This window comes from Enhydrobacter aerosaccus (genome assembly GCF_900167455.1).
Classification (GTDB): Bacteria; Pseudomonadota; Alphaproteobacteria; order Reyranellales; family Reyranellaceae; genus Reyranella; species Reyranella aerosaccus.
Genome location: NZ_FUWJ01000001.1, coordinates 242,748 through 265,424 on the forward strand (window position 1 = coordinate 242,748; position 22,677 = coordinate 265,424).

Genomic DNA, 22,677 nt, shown 5'->3' on the forward strand with positions numbered 1-22,677 from the left:
GCCAGTCGCACTGCCGCGCCTTCGGAGCCGGACCTACTCGCCGCTCGGGCGGCGGCGCGACCAGATGAGGGGCTGACCGAGCTAACGCTCGCCCAATTCATCGTCGAGGAGCTTGGCGAAGATCGGGCTGGCGAAGTTTGGATCGTCGAGCTTGACCGAGAGGTGGTCGCGGCCTTCGTTGGACCGCTTGGGCCAGGCGGCGCCGATCTCGGCCCGCCGGACATAGACGCGATGGCTGGGCGCTTGTCGCTCGACTGGCGGGCTTTCGGACAACCGGCCCTTATCTACGCTCAGCCATCTTTCTCATCGCCCTTCGGTCGCCGACCTCTTGTGAATGACCCGAGATTGGCCACGTCTTTTCCTCACCATGTTGTTCAGCACGCGACACGCGGGGCCTCGTTATGGCGAATCTGGCCGTAGACCGGCTGCGCCTCGATCGCCTGAGCCGCAACGCCCTCGCCTCGACTTTCTTCCCCTGGGCTTCGCCCATTCCTCGCGAGGCAAGAAAGTCTCCCCGAGGGCATCCTCCGCTGCGCTCCGGCCCGCAAGCGGGTGCGTCGGCGATCGTCTCCGGCCTGCAGATCGCCATCGAGGCCGCGATGGTCGCGGGCCCGAACAGCAAGGAGAAGCGACATGGCCAACATCGGTTCCTTCAAGAAGGTCAATGACGAGTACCAGGGCGAGATCGTCACGCTGAGCGTTCAGACCAAGGGTGTCCGCATTGTCCCGGAGGCCAACAGGTCCAGCGACAAGGCGCCCAGCCATCGCGTCTATGTCCGGCGGGCCGAGATCGGCGCCGCCTGGCCCAAGCGGTCGAACGAAGGCCGCGACTACCTCTCGGTCAAGCTCGACGATCCAAGCTTCGCCAGCCCGATCTTCGCCAACCTGTTCGACGACGAGTCCGGCGAGGGCTACTCTTTGATCTGGTCGCGCCGCCGCCCGAGCGGCGAGTAGGTCCAGCTCCGAAGGTCCCGCCCGGGCAATCCGGGCGGGACCTCTCGCATGTTCGCTGTCACACGCAGCAAGAGCCTGACGCATCGGCAAAATTGCTCAGCCATCAAGCGACGTCAGAGGAAAACGACGGCCGTTCAAAGTTGCGATCAACATCGCAGAACTGCGCGAAGGTCGGGGAAGGCCGGCTTTGGCGGGTGACAAACCTCGCGCGCCGAACGGCTACGTGGCTGCGCGGCTAGGAAAGACCATTCATGCAGCGCGACGGATCACAAAGCTTTGCAAGAGCAGCACTGCGAAGTGTTCAGCACGATGTCCCTTTCGTCGCCACATGCATCGAACATCGCGTGAACGTCTCCCCACGTTTCCCCACGCATCTCCGTCCATCTCACAACATCTTGGTCCATTTCGGACCACGGATGTTCATGGTGGGGATAAAAGGCCCGATTTCAAACTCAATGAAATCGGGCCTTTTTCGCGGTCGGACTGGTGCTGCCGGACAGGATTGAACTGTCGACCTCTCCCTTACCAAGGGAGTGCTCTACCACTGAGCTACGGCAGCTCCGGCGGGACGGGCCCGAGCGCGGCGCGGATATGCCATAGGGGGCCGGCCGGTTCAACCACGCTGCCGCCCGCCGAAACAGGCGATCCGCGCCGACTTGCCGATCCGGGCGCCCGAGTCCTACGATTTCCGACAAAAGCAGGAGGAAACCCATGGATTGGCGTCCGATTTCGGCGGACTCGCACATCACCGAGCCGCCCAACTGCTATGTCGACCATATCGATCCCGCTTGGCGGGAGCGGGCGCCCCGACTGATCCACAAGGAGGGGCTGGGCGACACCTTCGTCGTCGACGGCATGAAGACGCCGGTGCCGCTGGGCTTGATCGCGGCGGCCGGGGTAGCGCCGAAGGACATTCGCATGGGGGGCGCCAAATTCGAGGACCTGCATCGCAGCGGCTGGGATCCCGGCGGCCGCCTAGCGGATCAGGATCGCGATGGTGTCGCCGCCGAGGTCATCTATCCCACGGTCGGCATGCTGATCTGCAATCATCCCGACTTCGACTACAAGAAGGCCTGCTTCGATGCCTACAACCGCTGGCTCCAGGGCTATTGCAGCCATGCCCCCGATCGCCTGATCGGGCTCGGCCAGACCGCGTTGCGCACCGTCAAGGAAGGCATCGAGGATCTCGAGCGAATCAAGGCGATGGGCTTCCGCGGCGTGATGATGCCGGGCAATCCGGGCGAGAAGGATTACGACGATCCGGCCTACGATCCGTTCTGGGAGGCTGCGGTCGCGCTGGACCTGCCGCTGTCCTGGCACATCCTCACCACCAGCGGCGACAATACGCTCTCCAGGCCGCGCGGACCGAAGATCAACGGCTTCCTCAGCATCATCCGGGGCTGCCAGGACATCATGGGCATGCTGGTCTTCTCCGGCGTGTTCGAGCGCCATCCCAAGCTGCGCGTGGTGTGCGTCGAGGCCGATGCAGGCTGGGCGCCGCACTTCATGTATCGCATGGACCACGCCTACAAGCGCCATCGTTACTGGATGAAGGGGCAGGAGCTGGCGCGGCTGCCATCCGAATACTTCCGCGACCACATTTCGCTCACCTTCCAGGACGACTGGACGGCATTCCAGTTCGCCGACCGGCTGGGGCCGCAGCAGCTGATGTGGGCCAACGACTTCCCGCACAGCGATTCGACCTGGCCATGGAGCCAGGACGTGCTGGAGCAACAGACGCGCGATCTCACGCCGGACCTCAAGAAGCGCATCCTGCGCGACAACGTGGTCGAGCTCTACAAGCTCGCCGCATAGCCGCTGTCGGAAGCGCGCCGTACGGCCGACATCCGGGCCGTACGGGGTTGGCCGTCGGCAATCGCGACGCTTTCGTGAAGGCCGCAACCGGTGGCAGGGGCGGGCGTAGCTATTGCGATGCCCCTCCAGGATCTCTTCACTGAAATCGGCCGGCTGGCGGGCTGGCTGCCGGACTGGCTGATCACCGCGGCGGCGTTTGTCCTCGCGGCGGCGCTGGCGCTGCTGGTGCACGGCGCCGTGGTGCGGCTCGCGCATCGGCTCGTTCCGCCGCGCTTCGTCTTCCTGCAGACGCTGCTGTCCTCCACGCGGGACCTTTCGCGCGTCGCTCTCGTCCTGGTGGCGATGGCGACGGTCCTGCCGGTGGTGCCATTGGGCAAGGAAGCGACGAACATTGTCGCCCACTGGCTGTTCGTGGCCTTCATCGGATTGGTCGGCTGGGCCTCGATCACCGCGCTGATGCTGGCCACCGATGTCTACCTGGCCCGGTCCACCATCAACGAGCAGTCCAATGCCCTGGCGCGCAAGCATGTGACGCAGGTCCGCGTCCTGCGGCGGGTCACGGTCACGCTGGTGATCATCATCACCGTGGCGGCGGCACTGATGACGTTCAATTCGGTCAAGCAGTACGGCGTCAGCCTGATCGCTTCGGCGGGCGCGGCCGGCATCGTCGTCGGTCTCGCGATCCGTCCGCTGCTCACCAATCTCTTCGCCGGCATCCAGCTCGCCGTCACTCAGCCGATCCGCATCGGCGACGCCGTCATCGTCGAGAACGAGTGGGGCTGGGTCGAGGAGATCACGAGCACCTATGTCGTGATCAAGATCTGGGACTGGCGGCGCTTGGTCGTGCCGCTTTCGTACTTCCTGGAGAGGCCGTTCCAGAACTGGACCCGTCAGACCACCGACCTGATCGGCAGCGTGCTCATCTGGGTCGACTACACCGTGCCCGTCGCGCCGATCCGGACCAGGCTCGAGCAGATCGCGCGCGAGAGCAAGCTGTGGGACGGGCAGGTGGTCAACCTGCAGGTGGTAGACAGCAACGAGCGCGCCATCCAGCTGCGGGCGCTGGCGAGCGCCCGGACGTCATCCGATGCCTGGGACCTGCGCTGCGAGGTGCGGGAGAAGCTGATCGTGTATCTGCAGCAGGAATATCCGGAGGCCCTGCCCAAGCAGCGCGCCGAACTGGTCGATCTGGCACAACGGCGTACCGCACGGCAGGCCGGCTGACAGCTCCCGGGAGCCGGCGCGGATTCGTCTTCAGGGGCAAAGAAAAAGCCGGGGAGGAAGCCCCGGCTTTGTTGCGTCTGGTGGGTCTCGATCAGCCCTGATCCAGGAAGCTGCGCAGCATGCGCGAGCGGCTGGGATGCTTGAGCTTGCGCAGCGCCTTGGCCTCGATCTGGCGGATACGCTCGCGGGTGACCGAGAACTGCTGCCCGACCTCTTCCAGCGTGTGGTCGGTGTTCATGCCGATGCCGAAGCGCATGCGCAGCACGCGCTCCTCGCGCGGGGTGAGGGTGGCCAGCACGCGGGTCGTGCTCTCGCGCAGATTGCCCTGGATGGCCGCCTCGAGCGGAATGACCGCGTTCTTGTCCTCGATGAAGTCGCCGAGGTGGCTGTCCTCCTCGTCGCCGATCGGGGTCTCGAGGCTGATCGGCTCCTTGGCGATCTTCAGCACCTTGCGCACCTTCTCGAGCGGCATGCCGAGCTTCTCGGCCAGCTCCTCGGGCTGCGGCTCGCGGCCGATCTCGTGCAGCATCTGGCGGCTGGTGCGGACCAGCTTGTTGATCGTCTCGATCATGTGCACCGGGATACGGATGGTGCGTGCCTGGTCGGCGATCGAGCGCGTGATGGCCTGCCGGATCCACCACGTCGCGTAGGTCGAGAACTTGTAGCCGCGACGATACTCGAACTTGTCGACCGCCTTCATCAGGCCGATGTTGCCCTCCTGGATCAGATCCAGGAACTGCAGGCCGCGGTTGGTGTACTTCTTGGCGATCGAGATCACGAGGCGCAGGTTGGCCTCGATCATCTCCTTCTTGGCGCGCATCATCTCGCGCTCGCCGTCCTGCACGGTCTTGACCATGCGGCGATATTCGAAGATCGGCGCACCGGCCTGATCCGAGATCAGCTTGATCTCCTCGCGGATCTTCTCGATGTCCTCGCCCTTCTTCTTGGCGAAGTCCTTCCAGCCACGGCCGGACAGCTTGCCGACCTTCTCGACCCAGTTGGGATCGAGCTCGTGGGTCAGGTAGTTGTCGAGGAAGTCCTGACGCTGGATGCGGAAGCTCTCGGCCAGCCGCAGCAGCTTGCCTTCCTGCAGCATCAGCTTGCGGTTCAGGTCGTAGAGCGTGAGCTTGAGCTGCTCGATGCGGTTGGCGTTGATATGCACCGTGCGCACCAGCTCGACGATCTTCTTGCGGTGCTTCTCGTAGCTCTTCTCGAACTCGGCGCTGGGCTTCTGGCCGCGGCTGAGCGTCGACAGGCGCCGGTTCTGCACCTTCGACATCTCGACATAGACCTTCGAGATCTTGGTCAGCGTGCGCAGCACTTCGGGCTTCAGCTTCTCTTCGAGAGCGGACAGCGAGAGCGCGTTTTCGTCGTCCTCCTCGCCACCCTCGCTGCTGACGACGCCTTCGGCGCCGACTTCACCATTGGCGCCGTTGGGCTGCGGCGCCGGGGCAGGGCGGGGCGCCACGGCCTTGATGATCGGCGGACGCGGCATGGCCGGCATGGCTGGCACCGGTGCAGGGGCGCCGCCTTCGCCGCCCGCGGCCTTGGCCTCGCCGGGGACGCCGCCCTGGGTGGCTTCGAGGTCGATCACGTCGCGCAGCAGCATGCGGCCTTCGTTGATCGCGTCGCGCCAGGTCATGAGCGCGCTGATCGTCATCGGGCTCTCGCAGATGCCGCCGATCATCTTGTCCTGGCCGGCCTCGATGCGCTTGGCGATCTCGATTTCGCCCTCGCGGCTGAGCAGCTCAACGCTGCCCATCTCGCGCAGGTACATGCGCACGGGATCGTCGGTGCGGCCGAGTTCCTCGTCCTCGCCGGTCGCCTCCGCGGCGACGACTGCGGTCTTGGCCGGTTCGGCGCCGGCGGCCGGAGTCTCTTCCTGCTCCTCGGCCTCGACGACATTCACCCCCGCTTCCGAGAGCATGGCCATCGTATCCTCGATCTGCTCGGAGGATACTTCGTCCGGCGGCAGCGCGGCGTTCAGCTCGTCGTAGGTGACGTAGCCGCGCTCCTTGCCCTTCTGGACGAGCTTCTTGAGCTCGGCACCAAGGGAATCGAGCAGCGGGGCGTCGGGCCCTTCTTCGCGTGCTTCGGTGGGTTCGGGTTGGGCTACGGTTGCGGTCTTAGTCGCCATTTCTTTTCCTTGGCAATGCGACAAACACAGTTAACGGCCGGAGGAGGCCGGAAATTCGGTGGCAGTAGGGGGAACGGGCGGCGACCCGTGCAGCATCCCTTCTACTATATGGGATATAACTTCAAGCAGCGATAGGGGCTACGGCTCCAAAATTGCGCAGACCGGTCATTTATCGGCTTCCCTCGTGGGCCTCCTGGAGGGTCTCGCGACCCATCCGGCCCACGGCAGCTTTCAGGCGCTCTGCATTCTCTTCGCTCGGATCCCGACAGAATTCTGCCTTGAGCTGCTCGATCTCGGCCATGTTCGACAGCCGCCTCATGACGTGCTCGGCCGTCCGGCGCCATTGGGCCATCCAGGCCTCGCTGTCGCTGGGATCGGTCCGAAAGATTTCGCGTGCCTTGAGGCGGGCCGTCTCGGCCAACCGGCCCAGACCGTTGCGCTGCAGGTGGTCTGTAATCAGCTGTACTTCAAGGGGGACGCTATCGGCTGCGGCATCGTCGGCGGCCGGATCGAGACCGGACGGCATCAGCGAAAGGGCATCCAGCAGGCCACGCTGCAGGCGCGCCAGTTCCGGATACTTGTCCGTCGGCAGCACGGAGACCTCCTCGTTCAGCACATGGAGCATGGCCGGCCGCTCGATCAGGGCACCGAGGAGCATGCGGATCTGCCGCGAATAGCCATCCAGATCGAGCGAGGCCTGGCGCGCCTCGGTCCCGGCCGAGACCGGCACCTCCATTGCCGCACCGGGACCACGAAAAGGCCGCCCGCCACCGGCTTTGGAGCCCGCACCGGTGCGTTTGCCCGGCTGCCAGGCTGGACGTTCGGTACGCCAGGCGCGGCCGAGCCGGGAGCGGATCTCGCTCTGATAGTGGGCCCGCACCACGGGGTCGGCGATCTCGGCGACCCGTTTGTCCAGGGCGGCCTGGATGCTGGCGCGACGCTCGGGCGTGTCTCCCGGCTGGCCCTCCATCTCCAGGTCCCAGACCAGGTCGACCAGGGGCCGAGCCAGTTCCAGCACCCGGCGGATCGCCTCCCGGCCGTGACTGCGGATCAAGCTGTCCGGGTCCTCCGCGGCAGGCAGCGCGACGAAGCGCAGGCTCTTGCCGGGACGCAGCAAGGGCAGGGCGCGGAGCGCGGCGCGCTGGGCGGCGCGACGGCCGGCATTGTCGCCGTCGAAGCACAGGAAGGGCTCGTCGGCCAGCTTCCACAGCTCGCCCAGCTGACCCTCGGTCAGCGCCGTGCCCAACGGGGCCACGGCACCGGTGAAGCCCGCGACATGCAGCGCGATCACATCCATGTAGCCTTCGGCGACGATGACCGGCTGATCCTTGGTGGCGGCAACACGGGCGCGGTCCAGGCAGTAGAGATTGGCGCCCTTGTGGAAGAGGGGTGTCTCCGGCGAATTCAGATACTTGGGCTCGCCCATGCCGATCACGCGTCCCCCGAAGGCGATGGCGCGTCCGCGGCGGTCGTTGATGGTGAACATCACCCGGCCCCGGAAGCGATCGTAGGCGTCGCGGCGATTATCCTCCGGCTGGATGGCAAGACCGGCCTCGACGATCTTGTCGAGCGGCACGCCCTCGCGCTTCAGGGCCGACAACAGGCCGTCACGCGAGTCGGGCGCAAAGCCCAGACGAAAATCGTCGATCGTCGCGTCTTCGAGCCCGCGCCCGCGCAGATAGTCGAGGCCCTGCCGGCCCACCGGCAGCCGCAGCTGCTTCTGGAACCAGCGGGCCGCTTCCTCGACCACCTGCTGCAGGGTCGAGACCCGCTCGGCGCGTTCGCGCTCCATCGGGGTGGCGCGCGGCACCGGCAGGCCGACTTCGCGGGCGAGCTTCTCCACGGATTCGGGGAAGGTGAGGCCCTCGGTCTTCATGACGAAGCCCACCGCATCGCCGTGTTCGCCGCAGCCGAAGCAGTGAAAGAAGCCCTTCTTGTCGTTCACCGTGAAGGACGGCGTCTTCTCGTTGTGGAACGGGCAGAGGCCGGCATATTCCGAGCCCGACCGACGCTTGAGCGCGACCTTGCGTCCGACAATGTCGGACAGGCTGAGCCTGGCGCGAAGCTCGTCGAGGAAGCCGGGAGGGAAGGCCATGTCCTAAAATGCCGACCCTGTCTCCGGTGCACCAGAGAGGATTGCGGGGATTGAACTGCCGTGGGATCGATCCACGTCCCTCCGCCCGCATGCACTCGATCAACTCCGAATGGCCCGGTCTCCGTTAAAGAAACGGAAATTTAACCGTCACCTTTCGTAACTGCCTATCGCAATCACGCATGAGGACCGACCATAATCCATCGCGACCCTTGGACACGATTCCGGTCGCCAGCGCCACGGCCACTAGCGGGTCGATTTCAGACCGGCCATCAGCACGTCGATCAGGCGCAGGGCACTGTCCCGCCAGCCGGGATCGGGACTGGCACTTGGGCTGAGGTTGGCATAAGCGAAGCCCACCAGAGCGCGCAGGAGATCGTTGGCGTCGGTGTCGGCCCGGATCTCGCCGGACGCCTTGGCGCGCCCCACCAGCAGATCCATCGCTTCGGTGATGCGCGGCCCGGACGAGGCGTAGAGCCTGGTCGGGCCGTCGACGATGGCGCTGAGGGCCGCCGCCATCACCTTCTTCGTGGCGACATAGTCGACGAACAACCGCATCCATTGGTGAAGCGCCTCGCCGGGCGGCAGCGTCTCGAGGAGGTGCGTCGCCGCGCCGGCCAGTTGCTCGACCTCATGCCGGTACACGGCGGCGACGATCGCGTCGCGGGTGGGGAAGTGACGGTAGAGCGTGCCGATCCCGACCCCGGCGCGGCGAGCGATCTCTTCCAGACTGACCTCGGGTCCCAGGTCCGCGAAGGCGGCCTTCGCCGCCTCCAGCAACCGGTCGCGATTGCGCTGCGCGTCCGCTCGCGGTTTGCGGGCCTCAGTTTTGGCCGGCCCTGATCCGGCAGTCATGCGCCGACGCCCCTTGATAAACGGAGGAGTCCTCCACATGTGTATCGGAGGATCCCTCCGGTTCTGTATCGGTCTCTGTGTTGGCAAATCGACATGGCGGCCTCGCGGGAAGGGAGAGTGGACCATTCCTGGTCGAGAACGAACCCCAGAGAGAGCGACAATCATGGCGAAGAGTTTTGGAGCCACATCGACAACGGACGAGGTCCTGAAGGGCATCGACCTGAGTGGAAAGCGCGTCCTGGTGACCGGCGTGTCGGCCGGGCTGGGCGTGGAGACGGCGCGTGCCTTGGCGGCCCATGGGGCGACCGTGGTCGGCGCGGCGCGCAATCTTGACAAGGCAAAGATCGCGACAGTGCAGGCCCGGGAACAGGCGGCAAAGGGTGGCGGTCTCGAACTGGTGGAACTCGATCTCGCCTCGCTCGGCAGCGTGCGGCGCTGCGCCGACGGGCTGGTGGCGGCCGGCAAGCCGTTCGATCTTGTCATTGCCAATGCCGGGGTGATGGCGTGCCCGAAGAGTTTCACGGCCGACGGCTTCGAGACCCAGTTCGGCACCAATCACCTTGGCCACTTCGTGTTCGTGAACCGCATCGCCTCGCTGCTGAAACCCGGCGCACGACTGGTGAACCTTTCATCCGCCGGACATCGCTTCTCGGATGTCGATCTCGACGACCCCAATTTCGAGCGCACGCCCTACACCGAGTTCGGTGCCTATGGTCGTTCCAAGACCGCCAACATCCTGTTCGCGGTCGAGTTCGATCGTCGTCACAAGGAGCGAGGCATCCGCGCCACGGCGGTGCATCCGGGCGGCATCCGTACCGAGCTGGCCCGCCACATGGCCCCGGACGCCCTGCAGCAGATGATCAATCAGGTCAATGCCGCCAACGCGGCAAAGGGGCTGCCGCCCTTCAGTTACAAGAGCATTCCCCAGGGGGCGGCGACCTCGGTCTGGGCCGGCGTGGTGGCGAAGGCCGACGAAGTCGGCGGCCGCTACTGCGAGGACTGCCATGTCGCCGACTTCACCGAAGGCAGCGAGATCCGCGACGGCGTCCGCACCTACGCCCTCGATCCCGAGCGCGCCAAGGCGCTGTGGGCCAAGAGCGAGGAGATGGTGGGCGAGCGGTTCTGACCATCCCGGTCCCGACACCTGCCTGAGCGGGCCTGGAGGCCCGCGGTCCCGGAAGACCATCTTGCCGGACCGCGAGCCTCCGGCTCGCCTTATGAGGACAAAAACGGGATCGGCTTTGGTGACGCTATGGCTCTCTGAAACGGCCCGGCCATCGCGAAGCAAATCTCGAAATGCCCCGGCTTTCCGACCCCGGATCTGCCTGCCGCGAAGCTCGTGATCTCAGATCCCAATCATATGCCGAGCCATTGCAGGCCACCGGGCAGATCTGTCGCTGCATAATCGATCTGAAGAACCCTCCTGCGGCGGGGGCACGCCGCAGCTTCGGAGGCATGCAGAATTGGTGTCGAGTAAATCCAGACGTCGCCTGCCTCTGCTGGACAGGTCAGTATCCCCCGGTGCCGGACGACCAAGGGGATATCGGCTTGCGGGATCCGGCCCATGCGATGCGAGCCCGGCGCCACCAGCAAAGGCGCGTTGTTCTCGTCTACCGGATCAAGATGCACGCGCAAAGTGATCATCGCCGCCTGTAGAGCGGCGGGTGGCTCGACATGAGGCATGCCGGCCTTGATCGTCCAAGGGCCAAACCCCTCCGTGTCGCGCCGTTCGACTACGGCGATCGTGCGATCCTGGTGCCACGACAGGGACCAGTTGTTCTTTGCTGATTTGTCGAACAGCAATGCGCGCACAGGTTTCGCCGCCGGTCCAAGATTTGGACCGGCAAGTGTGCCAATCGGGCCGTCGACATCCAGCAAGGTCTTCAGGCCAGGTAGGCCCCGCAGCCGCACGCCAGCGTTGTCGATCGGCACCGTTGCGAGGATCGCTTGCAGTTCGGCGAGGATCGCGACCGCCGCACCGGCATGACGCTCCGCGCCATGCTCGACGACCGACGGTTCGGCGAGATTCACCCCGCCAGCGCCTTCTTCACCACGGCGGAGGCCTTGGCGAAGTCCATCTGGCCGGCGTATTTGCCCTTCAGGGCCGCCATCACGCCGCCCATGTCCTTGATCGAGGTCGCGCCGGCGGCGGCGATCGCTTCCTTGACGGCGGCCTCGACCGCCGTCTCGTCCATCTGCTGGGGCAGGAAGCGCTCGATCACGACGATCTCGGCCTTTTCCTTGTCGGCCAGATCGGCGCGATTGCCCTGCTCGTAGAGGGTGATCGATTCGCGGCGCTGCTTGATCATGCCTTGTAGCATGGACAGGATCTTGTCGTCGGCCACGCCTTCGCGATTGGCCTCGGTGCGCGAGGCGATGTCGACTTCCTTGAGCTTGGCCAGGATCAGGCGGATGGTGCCGACGGCGCCCATGTCGCGGGCCCGCATGGCATCCTTCAGCGCCTCGTTCAACTTGTCGCGCAGCATGAAACTTGCCCCATTGGCTGAAGCTGCGGAAACTAATCGTCTCGCCGGCTGTTGGCAAAGCAAATAAGTTATTGAAAAAGCTGACAATTCGAGGCGCTGCCCGGCCTTGACCCTGTGCGACCACTTCGTTACAACCCGCCCGGTTCGCAGGCCGCCTCCCCTAATGGCAGGGGCGAGGCCAACCGGGCCGCACGAACGGAAATAAATCATCATGACCTCACCCAAGACCGCCGGCGCGAATGACGCCGCGCCGCGTTGGGCCACGGCCGCCCTGGTCCTGGCCGATGGTGCGGTCTTCTGGGGCAAGGGCGTCGGCGCAGCGCGCCACGCCGTCGGCGAGGTCTGCTTCAACACCTCGATGACCGGCTACCAGGAGATCATCACCGATCCGTCCTACGCGGGACAGATCATCACCTTCACCTTCCCGCACATCGGGAATGTCGGCACCAATCTCGAAGACATCGAGAGCATCAATCCTGCCGCCCGCGGGGTGGTTCTGCGGGGCGATATCACGGAGCCGGCCAACTGGCGCGCCGCCAAGCCGCTCGACGACTGGCTGAAGAGCCACGACCTGCCGGGCGTATGCGGCGTCGACACGCGCGAGATCACGCGTCGTGTTCGCGACGGCGGCGCGCCCAATGGCGTCGTGGTCCATGCGCCGGACGGCAAGTTCGACATTCCCAAGCTGGTCAAGATCGCGACCGACTGGCCCGGTCTCGAGGGCATGGACCTGGCGATCGAGGTCACGACCAAGCAGAACTACGGCTGGGACGAGAGCACCTGGACGCTCGGCAAGGGCTACGGCAAGCTCGACAAGGCCAAGTATCATGTCGTTGCCGTCGATTACGGCGCCAAGCGCAACATCCTGCGCTGCCTCGCCGCCACCGGCTGCAAGGTGACGGTGGTGCCGGCCACGGCCACGGCCGAAGACATCCTCCGCCACAAGCCCGATGGCGTGTTCCTGTCCAACGGCCCCGGCGACCCGGCGGCGACCGGCGTCTATGCCGTGCCGGCCATCCAGGGCGTGATGGACAAGAAGGTGCCGATCTTCGGCATCTGCCTCGGCCACCAGCTGCTGGCGCTGTCGCTGGGCGGCAAGACGCGCAAGATGGAGCGCGGCCATCGCGGCGCCAACCAGCCGGTCAAGGACCTGACCACCGGCAAGGTCGAGATCACGTCGCAGAACCACGGCTTCTGCGTCATCCCCGAGTCGCTGCCGGCGAATGTCGAGGTGACGCACGTCTCGCTGTTCGACGGCACCAACGAGGGCATCCGCGCCACCGACCGGCCGGTGTTCTCGGTGCAGTACCATCCCGAGGCCTCGCCGGGCCCGACCGACAGCCACTACCTCTTCGACCGCTTCGTCGAGCTGATCGACGAGAGCAAGGCGAAGAAGTGATGGCTGGCATCTCCTCACTCCTGGGGGCGCGCCACTCCAGTGGCGCGTCTTACGAGCGCCGAACTTGGATGCGCGCCGTTCGACAGCTCATGATCGCGCCACTGGAGTGGCGCGCCCCCAGCGAATAAAGATCATGCCCAAACGTACAGACATAAAGAGCATCCTCGTCATCGGCGCCGGGCCGATCGTGATCGGCCAGGCCTGTGAGTTCGACTATTCGGGCGTGCAGGCCTGCAAGGCGCTGAAGGACGAGGGCTATCGCGTCATCCTGGTGAACTCCAACCCGGCCACGATCATGACCGATCCGGGCCTGGCCGATGCGACCTATATCGAGCCGATCACGCCCGACATGGTGGCGAAGATCATCGAGAAGGAGAAGCCGGACGCCATCCTGCCGACGATGGGCGGCCAGACCGCGCTCAACACGGCGATGGCGCTGCATCGCGACGGCCGGCTCGAGAAGCTCAAGGTCGAGTTGATCGGCGCCAATGCCGAGGCGATCGACAAGGCCGAGGACCGGCTGCTGTTCCGCGACGCCATGACCAAGATCGGGCTCGAATCGCCCAAGAGCGAGGTCGTGCACAATCGCGAGGAGGCGGCCAAGGCCGTCGAGCATGTCGGGCTGCCGGCCATCATCCGGCCGTCCTTCACGCTGGGTGGCACCGGCGGCGGCATCGCCTACAACCGCGACGAATATTTCGAGATCGTCCAGGGCGGCCTCGATGCCTCGCCGGTGGGCGAGGTGCTGGTCGAGGAATCGGTCCTCGGCTGGAAGGAATACGAGATGGAGGTCGTGCGCGACCGCCACGACAACTGCATCATCATCTGCTCGATCGAGAACATCGATCCGATGGGCATCCACACCGGCGACTCGGTGACGGTCGCGCCGGCGCTGACGCTCACCGACAAGGAATACCAGATCATGCGCAACGCCTCGATCGCGTGCCTGCGCGAGATCGGGGTCGATACCGGCGGCTCGAACGTCCAGTTCGCCGTCGACCCGGCCACCGGCCGCATGGTCGTGATCGAGATGAACCCGCGCGTGTCGCGCTCCTCGGCGCTGGCCTCTAAGGCGACCGGCTTCCCGATCGCCAAGGTCGCGGCGCGACTGGCCGTCGGCTACACGCTCGACGAGCTGCTGAACGACATCACCGGCAGCACGCCGGCTTCGTTCGAGCCGACGATCGACTATGTCGTCACCAAGATGCCGCGCTTCGCGTTCGAGAAGTTCCCCGGCGCGGAGCCGCTGCTCACCACCTCGATGAAGAGCGTGGGCGAGGCGATGTCGGTCGGCCGCACCTTCCAGGAATCGCTGCAGAAGGCGCTGCGTTCGATGGAGACGGGCCTCACTGGCCTCAACGAGATCGAGATCAAGGGCGCGCCCGACAAGGGAGCGCTGATCGCCGCTCTGTCGCGGCCGACGCCCGACCGCATCCTGGTGATCGCGCAGGCCTTCCGTCACGGCCTGACGGTCGAGGAAGTGGCGCAGGCCTCCAAGTACGAGCCATGGTTCCTGCGCCAGATCGCGCAGCTGGTCGAGATCGAGGCCGGCCTGCGCAAGAGCGGCCTGCCCAAGGACGCCAAGACGCTGCTGGAGCTCAAGAAGAAGGGCTTCTCCGACGAACGGCTGGGCGAACTCACGCGGCTCAGCGCCGCCGAGGTGGCCAAGCGTCGGCGCGCGCTGGGCGTGCGGCCGGTGTTCAAGCGCATCGATACCTGCGCCGCCGAGTTCGAGTCGCGCACGCCGTACCTTTATTCCTGTTACGAGGGTGACGGCGTCCGTCCGGCCGAATGCGAGGCGCGGCCGACCGACCGGCGCAAGATCATCATCCTGGGCGGCGGTCCCAACCGCATCGGGCAGGGCATCGAATTCGACTATTGCTGCGTGCACGCGGTCTACGCGCTGCGCGAGGCCGGGTACGAGACCATCATGGTCAACTGCAACCCGGAGACCGTGTCGACCGACTACGACACCGCCGACCGCCTCTATTTCGAGCCGCTGACAGCCGAGGACGTGATCGAGCTGGTCGAGGTCGAGCGCTCGAAAGGCGAGCTGTTGGGACTGATCGTTCAGTTCGGCGGCCAGACGCCACTCAAGCTCGCCAAGCCGCTGGAAGCCGCCGGCATCCCGATCCTGGGCACGACGCCCGACGCGATCGATCTCGCCGAGGATCGCGAGCGCTTCCAGAAGCTGATCCAGGACCTCGCGCTGCGCCAGCCCGACAACGGCACGGCCAAGTCGCAGAGCCAGGCGATCGCCGTGGCCGAGAAGATCGGCTACCCGGTCGTGATCCGTCCGTCCTACGTGCTGGGCGGCCGCGCCATGCAGATCGTCTACGACCGCGAAGGGCTGGAGCGCTACATGCGCGACGCGGTCAAGGTCTCGGGCGCCAATCCGGTGCTGATCGATTCCTATCTGCGCGATGCCATCGAGGTCGATGTCGACGCTCTGGCCGACAAGGACCAGAACGTGTTCGTGGCCGGCATCATGGAGCATATCGAGGAGGCCGGGATCCATTCCGGCGATTCGGCCTGCTCGCTGCCGCCTTATTCGTTGCCGGCCAAGATCATCGCCGAGATCGAGCGGCAGACCGAGGCCATGGCCAGGGCATTGCATGTCGTCGGTCTGATGAACGTGCAGTACGCGGTGAAGGACGGCGACGTCTATGTGCTCGAAGTCAATCCGCGCGCGAGCCGTACCGTGCCGTTCGTCGCCAAGGCGACAGGCCAGCCGATCGCCAAGTACGCCGCGCGCCTGATGGCCGGGGAGCCGCTCAAGTCACTCGGCATCAAGAAGGCCTCGAAGAGCAAGCATGTCGCCGTCAAGGAGGCCGTGTTCCCCTTCGCGCGCTTCCCGGGCGTGGACGTGATCCTGGGACCGGAGATGCGCTCGACAGGCGAGGTGATGGGGCTCGATGCCGATTTCGGCCGTGCCTTCGCCAAGTCGCAGCTTGGCAGCGGCGCCAAGGTGCCGGTCGAGGGCATGGTGTTCGTCTCGGTGCGCGATCAGGACAAGCCGGCGATGGTGAAGCCCGTGAAGCGCCTGATCGAACTCGGCTTCAAGGTCGTGGCCACCGGCGGCACCGCCGACTTCCTTCATCGCCACGGCATCGAAGCCCAACGGGTGAACAAGGTGCTCGAAGGACGGCCGCACATCGTCGACCTGATGAAGGACGGCAAGGTGCAGCTCGTCTTCAACACCGTCGACGGTGCCTCGGCGCTGACCGACAGTTTCACGTTGCGTCGCACCGCCTTGATGCACAAGATCGCCTACTACACGACGGTCGCTGGCGCCAAGGCTTCGGTCGAAGGTATCGCCGCGGTAAGCGCTGGGGCCTTGGACGTGGCGCCGCTGCAATCCTACTTCAAAGGCGCGTTCTAACCGCCGTTCGGCGTCACTCGGGACGCGCCGCAACCGCGGTGCGTCGTTGGGCGTTGACGGCGTTCGTTTGATTAAGGACGATCTGCGTATGGAAAAAGTGCCTATGACCTCCGGAGGCCTCAAGTCTCTCGAGGAAGAACTGAAGCAGCTCAAGAGTGTCGAGCGTCCGGCCATCATCAAGGCGATCGCGGCGGCGCGCGAGCACGGCGATCTGTCGGAGAATGCCGAGTACACGTCGGCGCGCGAGAAACAGGGGTTCATCGAGGGCCGCATCGCCGAAGTCGAGGACATCATCTCGCGCGCCGAGGTGATCGACTTCTCGAGCCTGACCGGCAAAGTCGTCAAGTTCGGCGCCACCGTGCGGCTGGCCGACGAGGATACGGACGAGAAGGTGAAGTACCAGATCGTCGGGCCCTACGAGGCCGATCTGGCCAAGGGCCGCATCTCGGTCACGTCGCCCATCGGCCGGGCGCTGATCGGCAAGAGCGTCGGCGACACGGTCGAAGTCCAGACGCCGAAGGGCGCCAAGTCCTACGAAGTGCTGGGCGTCGACTTCAAGTAGCCATCGGAGCGCGCCACACCGGTGGCGCGCATGATTGCGCCACTGCAGTGGCGCTCTCCTACGAGGCGATGGCCGCTGCCGCGCGCCGGCGGCCGACCGCCGTCATGACCGCGTACTGGACCAGGAACAGCGCAACCTTGCTGCCGATGCCCCAGGCGGACATGATGGCCGCCCAGCTCTTGGCATCGATCGTCAGGGCCAGCGAGATGTTGAGCGCTGCCGACACGAACATCAATCCGGCCCAGGCATAGCCGAAGGTCGTGGCGACGTCGGTGACGATGGCGGCGCGCGGCGGCAGGTATCGGTTCATCCAGCCACGCTTCAGCATCACCAGCCCGACCACGGCGTAGATGACGGTCGGCTTCAGCATGATGAAGCGCGGGTCGTTCGTCAGCATCGTGGCCCCACCTGAGCCAATCACCAGCAAGACGCTCATCCATTGCAGCGCTTCGACCGGCTTGCGGTTCAGGAGCTGCCAGCCGATCTGCGCCACGCCCAGCACCATGCCGAGAGCGACCGACAGCAGGAGATTGTTGGTCAGCAGATAGAGAGCAAGAAACAGGATCGTCGACGCCAGGTCGGCGATCAGGACGCGGGCTGCCTGGAAGAGATTCCTCATCTGCGCCTCATGACGGTAACGCCGTGTACTGAAAATCAGGCTATCGGTACACGGCGTTATCGGCAAGGCCCGTTCGGCCTTTTCCCAACCGCCGCGTTGCTATTCCACCGGAATGGGAACGCCCGGCAGCTCCTTGGCCGTGCGGAAGACCATCATCGACTTCACGTGGCTGACATTGGGCGCCGAGGTGAGGCGGGTGGTCAGGAACTTCTGATACTCGTCCCAGGTCTCGGCCACGATCTTCAGCAGGAAGTCGGCCTCGCCCGCCAGCATGTGGCACTCGCGCACCTCGTCCCAGCTCGCAATCATCTCCTCGAAGGCCTTGAGGTCCGCCTCGGCCTGGCTGTTGAGGCCGACCAGGGCGAATACCGAGACGCTGTAGCCCAGCGCCTCCGGGCTCAGCTCGGCATGGTAGCCCTTGATTATGCCCGCCCGCTCCAACGCTCTCACGCGGCGCAGGCACGGCGGCGCGGAGATGCCGGCACGTTCGGCCAGTTCCACGTTGGTCATACGACCGTTCGCCTGCAAGTCGCTGAGAATGCGCCGGTCGATCCGGTCGAGCTTTGCGCGAGCCATCCTAGGGTCCTCCATTGGGCGCGCTCTATGCCAGAACCATGCCACCCGCGCAATAAAGTTGCAAAAATTCTCGCTCTGCCTGTGAACAATTGCGCTGTGTGGACGAGAACCCCCGTGCAACGGGGATGAGGTTTGCATATATGTCGTAGATATGCAGTCGGCGGGATGCGGAGCGGACATGGCAGCAGTTCATCGCGGAAAGGTTCTCATACTCGGCTCGGGACCGGCCGGTTACACGGCGGCGATCTATACCGCCCGGGCAAGTCTCAAGCCGATGCTGGTCCAGGGCATCCAGCCGGGCGGCCAGCTCACCATCACCACCGATGTCGAAAATTACCCGGGCTTCGCCGACGTCATCCAGGGCCCCTGGCTGATGGAGCAGATGCAGAAGCAGGCCGAGCATGTCGGCACGGCGCTGTTCTTCGATACGATCGTCGACGTCGATCTCAGCCGCCGGCCGTTTGTCTGCCTGGGCGATTCCGGCGATCGCTACGAGGCCGACGCCCTGATCGTCTGCACGGGCGCATCCGCCCGCTGGCTCGGCCTGCCGACCGAGGAGACCTTCCGCGGCGGCGGTGTGTCGGCCTGCGCCACCTGCGACGGCTTCTTCTTCCGCAACAGGGAAGTGGTCGTTGTTGGCGGCGGCAACACGGCGGTCGAGGAGGCGCTGTACCTCACGCACCATGCCTCCAAGGTGACGCTGATCCACCGCCGCGATTCCTTCCGCGCCGAGAAGATCCTGCAGGAGCGGCTGTTCCGCAATCCGAAGATCAGCGTCCTGTGGGATCACACGCTCGAGGAGATCCTGGGCGAGGCCACCCCGGCGCCGCTGGTGAAAGCGGTGCGCGTGAAGAACGTCAAGACCGGCGTCGAGAAGGAGATCGCGACCGACGGCGTGTTCATCGCCATCGGCCACTCCCCGAACACCGAGCTGTTCCGCGGCAAGTTGGCCATGGACTCCGAGGGCTATCTGATCACTAAGCCGGATTCGACCGCGACCGATATCGACGGCGTCTTCGCCGCCGGCGACGTGCAGGACAAGGTCTTCCGCCAAGCTGTCACCGCGGCCGGCACCGGCTGCATGGCGGCGCTCGAGGCCGAGCGCTGGCTTGCCGAGCAGGAGGCGCGGATCGCGCAGGCCGCCGAGTGAACGGGCAAGGGGACCGGGCCGGCGGCAGCTACATGGACTGGGACAAGCTGCGCATCTTCCAGGCGGTCGCCGACGCCGGCAGCTTCACGCATGCCGGCGAGAGCCTGAAGCTCAGCCAGTCCGCCATCTCGCGCCAGATCGGTGCGCTCGAGGAGCAGCTCGGCGTCATGCTGTTCCATCGCCATGCCCGGGGGCTGATCCTGACCGAGCAGGGCGAACTGCTGTACCGGACCGCGCGCGACATGGCGGCCAAGGTCAACACGGCCGAGGCGCTGTTGCGCGCCAACCAGGACAAGCCCGCCGGCCGGCTGAAGGTCACGGCGACGGTCGGTTTCGGCTCGACCTGGCTGACCGCGCAGATGCACGAATTCATCGATATGTATCCGGACATCGATGTCAGTCTGGTGCTGTCGGACAACGAGCTCGATCTCGGCATGCGCGAAGCCGACGTCGCCATCCGCATGGTCATGCCGCGCCAACCCGGTCTGGTGCAGCGTCACTTGCTGACGGTCCGCAGCCATGTGTATGCCTCCCATACCTACATCCAGAAGTACGGACGGCCGAGTACGCCGGAAGAGCTCGATCAGCACCGCATGATCATCTTCGGCGAGGATGCGCGCGCGCCGGCGCCCGATGTGAACTGGCTGCTGCGCGAGGGCAATCCCGACCAGAATCCCCGCCTGGTGGTGCTGCGCGTCAACAATACCTACGGCATTTTCCGCGCCGTCGAATCGGGCCTTGGTATCGCCTCCCTGCCTGACTATCTCGCGCGTGAGTCGACAAAGCTCGAGATGCTGTTGCCCGATCTCAACGTGCGGACGACGGACGTCTATTTCACTTATCCGGAGGAGCTTCGCCATTCCAAGCGGATCGCGGTTTTTCGCGACTTTCTGCTGCGGAAAGTGGCCGAGACCCGGTTTTAACGGACATGAACTGGTGTATTGCACGAGTGGCGCAGGCATGCGGGCGGCGCATGCCAGTGTCCGAAACTTCTCCCCTCACAAACCAATTCCCAGAGGTTAGGGTGCTTTCAGGTCTTCGACGTGAACGGTTGTCACTGATCGCGCTCGAAACTCGGGATCCTCATGATCCCACGTCTCCCAGACGTGAAGCCTCCCTGTTTGACTCGCCGGGCCATTGGGCCCGGCGTCTTTTTTTCAAGGGGTCACAGGGGCAGGGCGGCCAAGTGCCGCTGATGGGCGAACTTCGACCGTCCGCACCGTACATAATGTTATGAAGCTTCCCGCGCCTCCTCTATAATTAGAAGTCAGTCGCCGATGTTCTCCGAAATACGCCAAGCAATATTGCCCCTGGCTCTGCGCAACCTGAAGCGCCGGGGCGACCTTGAACGTGCCGGCCTGCTGATCGAGTCGCTCGCCAAGCATTGGCGGGATAGCGTGCCGCTGCAATTGCTGATCGTGTCGCCGGCCCGGGACGTGCACCTGCTGCGTACCGAACTGCCGCGGTTCCAGAATATCGATGTCTCGGTGCGCTCCGAGGGCGATTTCTTTCCCGCCTTCAGCCGCTTCTACATGATGACCGGCTGGTACCGGCAGCAGATGGTCAAGCTGCACGTGCCGGCGGTGCTGGGCTTCGGCGGCTTCCTGACGCTGGATTCGGATGTGTGCTGCGTCGGCGATTTCGACGCCACGACCTTCGTCGAGGACCGCCGGGCGCTGTCGCGCTGGGAGCCCAAGCGCTACCACGACTGGTGGCGGGCCGCTTCCGACGTCGTCGGCATTCAGTACGACGCCAAGGCACACGGGCTGTCGGTGACGCCCAACATCCTGCACGGCGACCTCGCCGCCCAGACGCTGGAACACTTCCGGCGCAAGGGGAACGATCCCCTGACGACGCTGAGCCTGCAGGTCCTGCGCAAGCTGGGCTCGATCCCGTGGACGGAATATTCGCTCTACACCAGCGTCGCCGAGCACATGGGCAACCTGCTCGACTATCACGTGCACTGGGATCCCTGTTACTTCTCCGACCTGCAGCTCTTCTCGGAGCACACCTGCGTGTGGGGCGCCGATGATTTCGAGCGTCTGGTGAAGCTGCCGGCCGGTACCGATCCCGGCGGCAAGTTCATCATCGTCCAGAGCCACGCCCGCATTCCGCTCGAGCGGGTGCGCGACTACTGCCTGAGCTTCGCCGGCTGATGCCCGGCGGGCGCGCGCTGTCGCGCCTGCGCTGGTTCCTCCTGGGGGTCGCTTGGATCGCCGCCACGGTTTCGGCCCAGGCCCAGACTTCCGTCGAGACCGCCTGGCTGGGCGCGCCGCTGCGGCTGAAAGCGCGCATCTACAAGGGCGCGGAAGCGGCTGGAGGGCGTCCACCCCTCGTTCTTGTATTGCACGGCGATTCGCCTCGCGCCCCGCCCAGCTACCAGTATCGCTTCGCCGCTGAGCTGGCCCAGCGGCTGCCCGGCGCGGTGGTCGCCGCCATCCTGCGGCCAGGCTACAGCGACGGGGAGGACAAGTCCGAGGGCGTGCGTGGCGAGACGACGGGCGACAATTACACGCCCGAGGTGATCGCGGCGATCGCGGCAGCGGTCGACCAGCTGAAGGCGCGATACCATCCGGGGCGGACGGTGTTGGTTGGCCATTCCGGCGGCGCCGCCATCGCCGCCGACCTTATGGGTAAGCAAGCGACGGCGGTGGACCGCGCCGTGCTGGTGTCCTGTCCCTGCGACCTCCCGGAATGGCGTCGCCACATGAAGGACGTGCAGAAGACCTCGATCTGGGACAAGTCGGTGACGTCGCTGTCACCGATCGATCTCGCCGGCAACATCTCGCCCTCGACCCGCATCTGGATGATCGTCGGCCAGCGTGACGACGTCGCACCGCCGCGCCTCACCGAGGCCTATGCGGAAGCGCTGCGCCGCCACGGCATCGCCGTCGATGTGCAGGTGGCGCCGAACCTGCCGCACAACATCCTGCTCGAGCCGGTCGTCTACGATACCGTCGTCCGCGCCGTGGCGGATTAGCGCCTGGTCTTACGCCCCGCTTCCAGCTGCGCCTGTGGGCGGTTCGATCGGAATCGAGTTGCGGGCAACTCGGTCAATGCGAGCGTAAAGCGCTATGGCTCGCTCCGCGATGTCGCGATCGTGGGCGGGATTGCCGGTTAGCTCCATTCGGGACGTCACAGCCCAGCTCAGATATTCGGCGACTGCCTCCGAGGTTGCTCCAGCAGTCAACATGCTGTGAAGGTGGAAGGCATATGAATCATATTCGTCAGCAGCCTCGGGGATTCCCGCGACGCCAATCGGGTCCCAGTCATTCAGGAGCAGGCTCTTGAGCTCTTCGAGTTCGGCCGCCATTTCGCGACGATACAAACCTGCCAACCCGAGGACCACGGCCTTCGTCCAATTTGCTGGCGTGGCCGCAGCCCATGGATGGAGGTGTAGACGAACGTCCATCTGGGACAAGCCTA

The 22,677-nt window shown here is 65.2% G+C and carries 19 protein-coding genes, 1 tRNA gene and 1 pseudogene; 11 read left to right on the forward strand and 10 right to left on the reverse strand.

Going from position 1 to position 22,677, the window contains the following annotated elements:
* Positions 1–81: 81 nt before the first annotated feature.
* Positions 82–243 (reverse strand): annotated as a pseudogene (locus B5D62_RS01090) (DUF736 family protein); the annotation flags it as partial.
* A gap of 390 nt (positions 244–633) precedes the next feature.
* Between B5D62_RS01090 and B5D62_RS01095 the strand changes: the two are divergent.
* Complete coding sequence (locus B5D62_RS01095; RefSeq protein ID WP_085931990.1) at positions 634–954, forward strand: DUF736 domain-containing protein; 321 nt, start codon at positions 634–636, stop codon at positions 952–954.
* Positions 955–1,438: 484 nt separating this feature from the next.
* Here the strand turns inward: B5D62_RS01095 and B5D62_RS01100 are convergent.
* Positions 1,439–1,513 (reverse strand) — tRNA-Thr (locus tag B5D62_RS01100).
* A gap of 152 nt (positions 1,514–1,665) precedes the next feature.
* Between B5D62_RS01100 and B5D62_RS01105 the strand changes: the two genes are divergently transcribed.
* Both B5D62_RS01105 and B5D62_RS01110 read left to right on the forward strand, forming a co-directional pair.
* A complete protein-coding gene (locus B5D62_RS01105) occupies positions 1,666–2,769 on the forward strand; it encodes an amidohydrolase family protein (RefSeq protein ID WP_085931991.1) in 1,104 nt (367 codons plus the stop codon).
* A 117-nt stretch (positions 2,770–2,886) separates the two neighbouring features.
* Complete coding sequence (locus B5D62_RS01110; RefSeq protein WP_085931992.1) at positions 2,887–3,993, forward strand: mechanosensitive ion channel family protein; 1,107 nt, start codon at positions 2,887–2,889, stop codon at positions 3,991–3,993.
* Between the two features lie 91 nt (positions 3,994–4,084).
* On the opposite strand, the gene rpoD is transcribed toward B5D62_RS01110, so the two are convergent.
* From rpoD to B5D62_RS01125, 3 genes are all read right to left on the reverse strand, one after another.
* Positions 4,085–6,130: an RNA polymerase sigma factor RpoD gene (gene rpoD, locus B5D62_RS01115; RefSeq protein ID WP_085931993.1), complete on the reverse strand. Its 2,046-nt coding sequence runs from the start codon at positions 6,128–6,130 to the stop codon at positions 4,085–4,087.
* A gap of 169 nt (positions 6,131–6,299) precedes the next feature.
* A complete protein-coding gene (gene dnaG / locus B5D62_RS01120; RefSeq protein ID WP_085931994.1) occupies positions 6,300–8,225 on the reverse strand; it encodes a DNA primase in 1,926 nt (641 codons plus the stop codon).
* Between the two features lie 243 nt (positions 8,226–8,468).
* The gene (locus tag B5D62_RS01125) at positions 8,469–9,077 is read right to left on the reverse strand and encodes a TetR/AcrR family transcriptional regulator (RefSeq protein WP_085931995.1); all 609 of its coding nucleotides are present in this window, start codon (positions 9,075–9,077) and stop codon (positions 8,469–8,471) included.
* Positions 9,078–9,240: 163 nt separating this feature from the next.
* Here B5D62_RS01125 and B5D62_RS01130 point away from each other — a divergent pair, with 163 nt between their 5' ends.
* Positions 9,241–10,203, forward strand: a complete 963-nt coding sequence (locus tag B5D62_RS01130) for an SDR family NAD(P)-dependent oxidoreductase (protein ID WP_085931996.1) — start codon at positions 9,241–9,243, stop codon at positions 10,201–10,203.
* Positions 10,204–10,433: 230 nt separating this feature from the next.
* Here the strand turns inward: B5D62_RS01130 and B5D62_RS01135 are convergent, their stop codons facing one another.
* On the reverse strand, positions 10,434–11,108 hold the full coding sequence (locus tag B5D62_RS01135; RefSeq protein ID WP_085931997.1) for a phytanoyl-CoA dioxygenase family protein: 675 nt from the start codon (positions 11,106–11,108) through the stop codon (positions 10,434–10,436).
* Positions 11,105–11,563, reverse strand: a complete 459-nt coding sequence (locus B5D62_RS01140) for a GatB/YqeY domain-containing protein (protein ID WP_085931998.1) — start codon at positions 11,561–11,563, stop codon at positions 11,105–11,107. The genes B5D62_RS01135 and B5D62_RS01140 overlap by 4 nt, the downstream gene beginning before the upstream one ends.
* A gap of 211 nt (positions 11,564–11,774) precedes the next feature.
* Here B5D62_RS01140 and carA point away from each other — a divergent pair, with 211 nt between their 5' ends.
* The 3 genes from carA (at position 11,775) to greA (ending at position 16,906) form a co-directional block, all read left to right on the forward strand.
* Positions 11,775–12,962: a glutamine-hydrolyzing carbamoyl-phosphate synthase small subunit gene (gene carA, locus B5D62_RS01145; RefSeq protein ID WP_085931999.1), complete on the forward strand. Its 1,188-nt coding sequence runs from the start codon at positions 11,775–11,777 to the stop codon at positions 12,960–12,962.
* Positions 12,963–13,095: 133 nt separating this feature from the next.
* Positions 13,096–16,344 (forward strand): carbamoyl-phosphate synthase large subunit, encoded by a 3,249-nt coding sequence (gene carB / locus B5D62_RS01150; RefSeq protein ID WP_085932000.1) that lies wholly within the window; start codon positions 13,096–13,098, stop codon positions 16,342–16,344.
* 88 nt (positions 16,345–16,432) lie between these two features.
* Entirely contained in the window at positions 16,433–16,906 is a 474-nt protein-coding gene (greA, locus tag B5D62_RS01155) for a transcription elongation factor GreA (protein WP_085932001.1), read from the forward strand.
* 58 nt (positions 16,907–16,964) lie between these two features.
* Here the strand turns inward: greA and B5D62_RS01160 are convergent, their stop codons facing one another.
* Both B5D62_RS01160 and B5D62_RS01165 read right to left on the reverse strand, forming a co-directional pair.
* Positions 16,965–17,525 (reverse strand): inner membrane-spanning protein YciB, encoded by a 561-nt coding sequence (locus B5D62_RS01160; protein WP_085932002.1) that lies wholly within the window; start codon positions 17,523–17,525, stop codon positions 16,965–16,967.
* Positions 17,526–17,624: 99 nt separating this feature from the next.
* Positions 17,625–18,101 (reverse strand): Lrp/AsnC family transcriptional regulator, encoded by a 477-nt coding sequence (locus B5D62_RS01165; protein ID WP_085932003.1) that lies wholly within the window; start codon positions 18,099–18,101, stop codon positions 17,625–17,627.
* 178 nt (positions 18,102–18,279) lie between these two features.
* On the opposite strand from B5D62_RS01165, the gene trxB reads away from it, so the two are divergent.
* From trxB to B5D62_RS01185, 4 genes are all read left to right on the forward strand, one after another.
* A complete protein-coding gene (trxB, locus tag B5D62_RS01170; RefSeq protein ID WP_085933456.1) occupies positions 18,280–19,251 on the forward strand; it encodes a thioredoxin-disulfide reductase in 972 nt (323 codons plus the stop codon).
* Positions 19,248–20,174, forward strand: coding sequence for a LysR family transcriptional regulator (locus tag B5D62_RS01175; RefSeq protein ID WP_336470139.1), 927 nt, complete (start codon positions 19,248–19,250; stop codon positions 20,172–20,174). Before trxB ends, B5D62_RS01175 begins: the two co-directional genes overlap by 4 nt.
* Before the next feature lie 354 nt (positions 20,175–20,528).
* Complete coding sequence (locus B5D62_RS01180; RefSeq protein ID WP_139373685.1) at positions 20,529–21,407, forward strand: DUF6492 family protein; 879 nt, start codon at positions 20,529–20,531, stop codon at positions 21,405–21,407.
* Positions 21,407–22,231 carry an alpha/beta hydrolase family protein gene (locus B5D62_RS01185; protein WP_085932005.1) on the forward strand — a complete coding sequence of 275 codons (825 nt, stop codon included), beginning with the start codon at positions 21,407–21,409 and terminating at the stop codon, positions 22,229–22,231. The genes B5D62_RS01180 and B5D62_RS01185 overlap by 1 nt, the downstream gene beginning before the upstream one ends.
* Before the next feature lie 9 nt (positions 22,232–22,240).
* Here the strand turns inward: B5D62_RS01185 and B5D62_RS32785 are convergent, their stop codons facing one another.
* Complete coding sequence (locus tag B5D62_RS32785; RefSeq protein ID WP_170920731.1) at positions 22,241–22,663, reverse strand: hypothetical protein; 423 nt, start codon at positions 22,661–22,663, stop codon at positions 22,241–22,243.
* Positions 22,664–22,677 lie beyond the last annotated feature (14 nt).

Bases quoted from the DNA above. Each gene is read 5' to 3' on its own strand.
- B5D62_RS01095 (WP_085931990.1), top strand. From the start codon at position 634: ATGGCCAACATCGGTTCCTTCAAGAAGGTCAATGACGAGTACCAGGGC.
- B5D62_RS01105 (WP_085931991.1), top strand. From the start codon at position 1,666: ATGGATTGGCGTCCGATTTCGGCGGACTCGCACATCACCGAGCCGCCC.
- B5D62_RS01110 (WP_085931992.1), top strand. From the start codon at position 2,887: ATGCCCCTCCAGGATCTCTTCACTGAAATCGGCCGGCTGGCGGGCTGG.
- rpoD (WP_085931993.1), bottom strand. From the start codon at position 6,130: ATGGCGACTAAGACCGCAACCGTAGCCCAACCCGAACCCACCGAAGCA.
- dnaG (WP_085931994.1), bottom strand. From the start codon at position 8,225: ATGGCCTTCCCTCCCGGCTTCCTCGACGAGCTTCGCGCCAGGCTCAGC.
- B5D62_RS01125 (WP_085931995.1), bottom strand. From the start codon at position 9,077: ATGACTGCCGGATCAGGGCCGGCCAAAACTGAGGCCCGCAAACCGCGA.
- B5D62_RS01130 (WP_085931996.1), top strand. From the start codon at position 9,241: ATGGCGAAGAGTTTTGGAGCCACATCGACAACGGACGAGGTCCTGAAG.
- B5D62_RS01140 (WP_085931998.1), bottom strand. From the start codon at position 11,563: ATGCTGCGCGACAAGTTGAACGAGGCGCTGAAGGATGCCATGCGGGCC.
- carA (WP_085931999.1), top strand. From the start codon at position 11,775: ATGACCTCACCCAAGACCGCCGGCGCGAATGACGCCGCGCCGCGTTGG.
- carB (WP_085932000.1), top strand. From the start codon at position 13,096: ATGCCCAAACGTACAGACATAAAGAGCATCCTCGTCATCGGCGCCGGG.
- greA (WP_085932001.1), top strand. From the start codon at position 16,433: ATGGAAAAAGTGCCTATGACCTCCGGAGGCCTCAAGTCTCTCGAGGAA.
- B5D62_RS01160 (WP_085932002.1), bottom strand. From the start codon at position 17,525: ATGAGGAATCTCTTCCAGGCAGCCCGCGTCCTGATCGCCGACCTGGCG.
- B5D62_RS01165 (WP_085932003.1), bottom strand. From the start codon at position 18,101: ATGGCTCGCGCAAAGCTCGACCGGATCGACCGGCGCATTCTCAGCGAC.
- trxB (WP_085933456.1), top strand. From the start codon at position 18,280: ATGGCAGCAGTTCATCGCGGAAAGGTTCTCATACTCGGCTCGGGACCG.
- B5D62_RS01180 (WP_139373685.1), top strand. From the start codon at position 20,529: ATGTTCTCCGAAATACGCCAAGCAATATTGCCCCTGGCTCTGCGCAAC.
- B5D62_RS01185 (WP_085932005.1), top strand. From the start codon at position 21,407: ATGCCCGGCGGGCGCGCGCTGTCGCGCCTGCGCTGGTTCCTCCTGGGG.
- B5D62_RS32785 (WP_170920731.1), bottom strand. From the start codon at position 22,663: ATGGACGTTCGTCTACACCTCCATCCATGGGCTGCGGCCACGCCAGCA.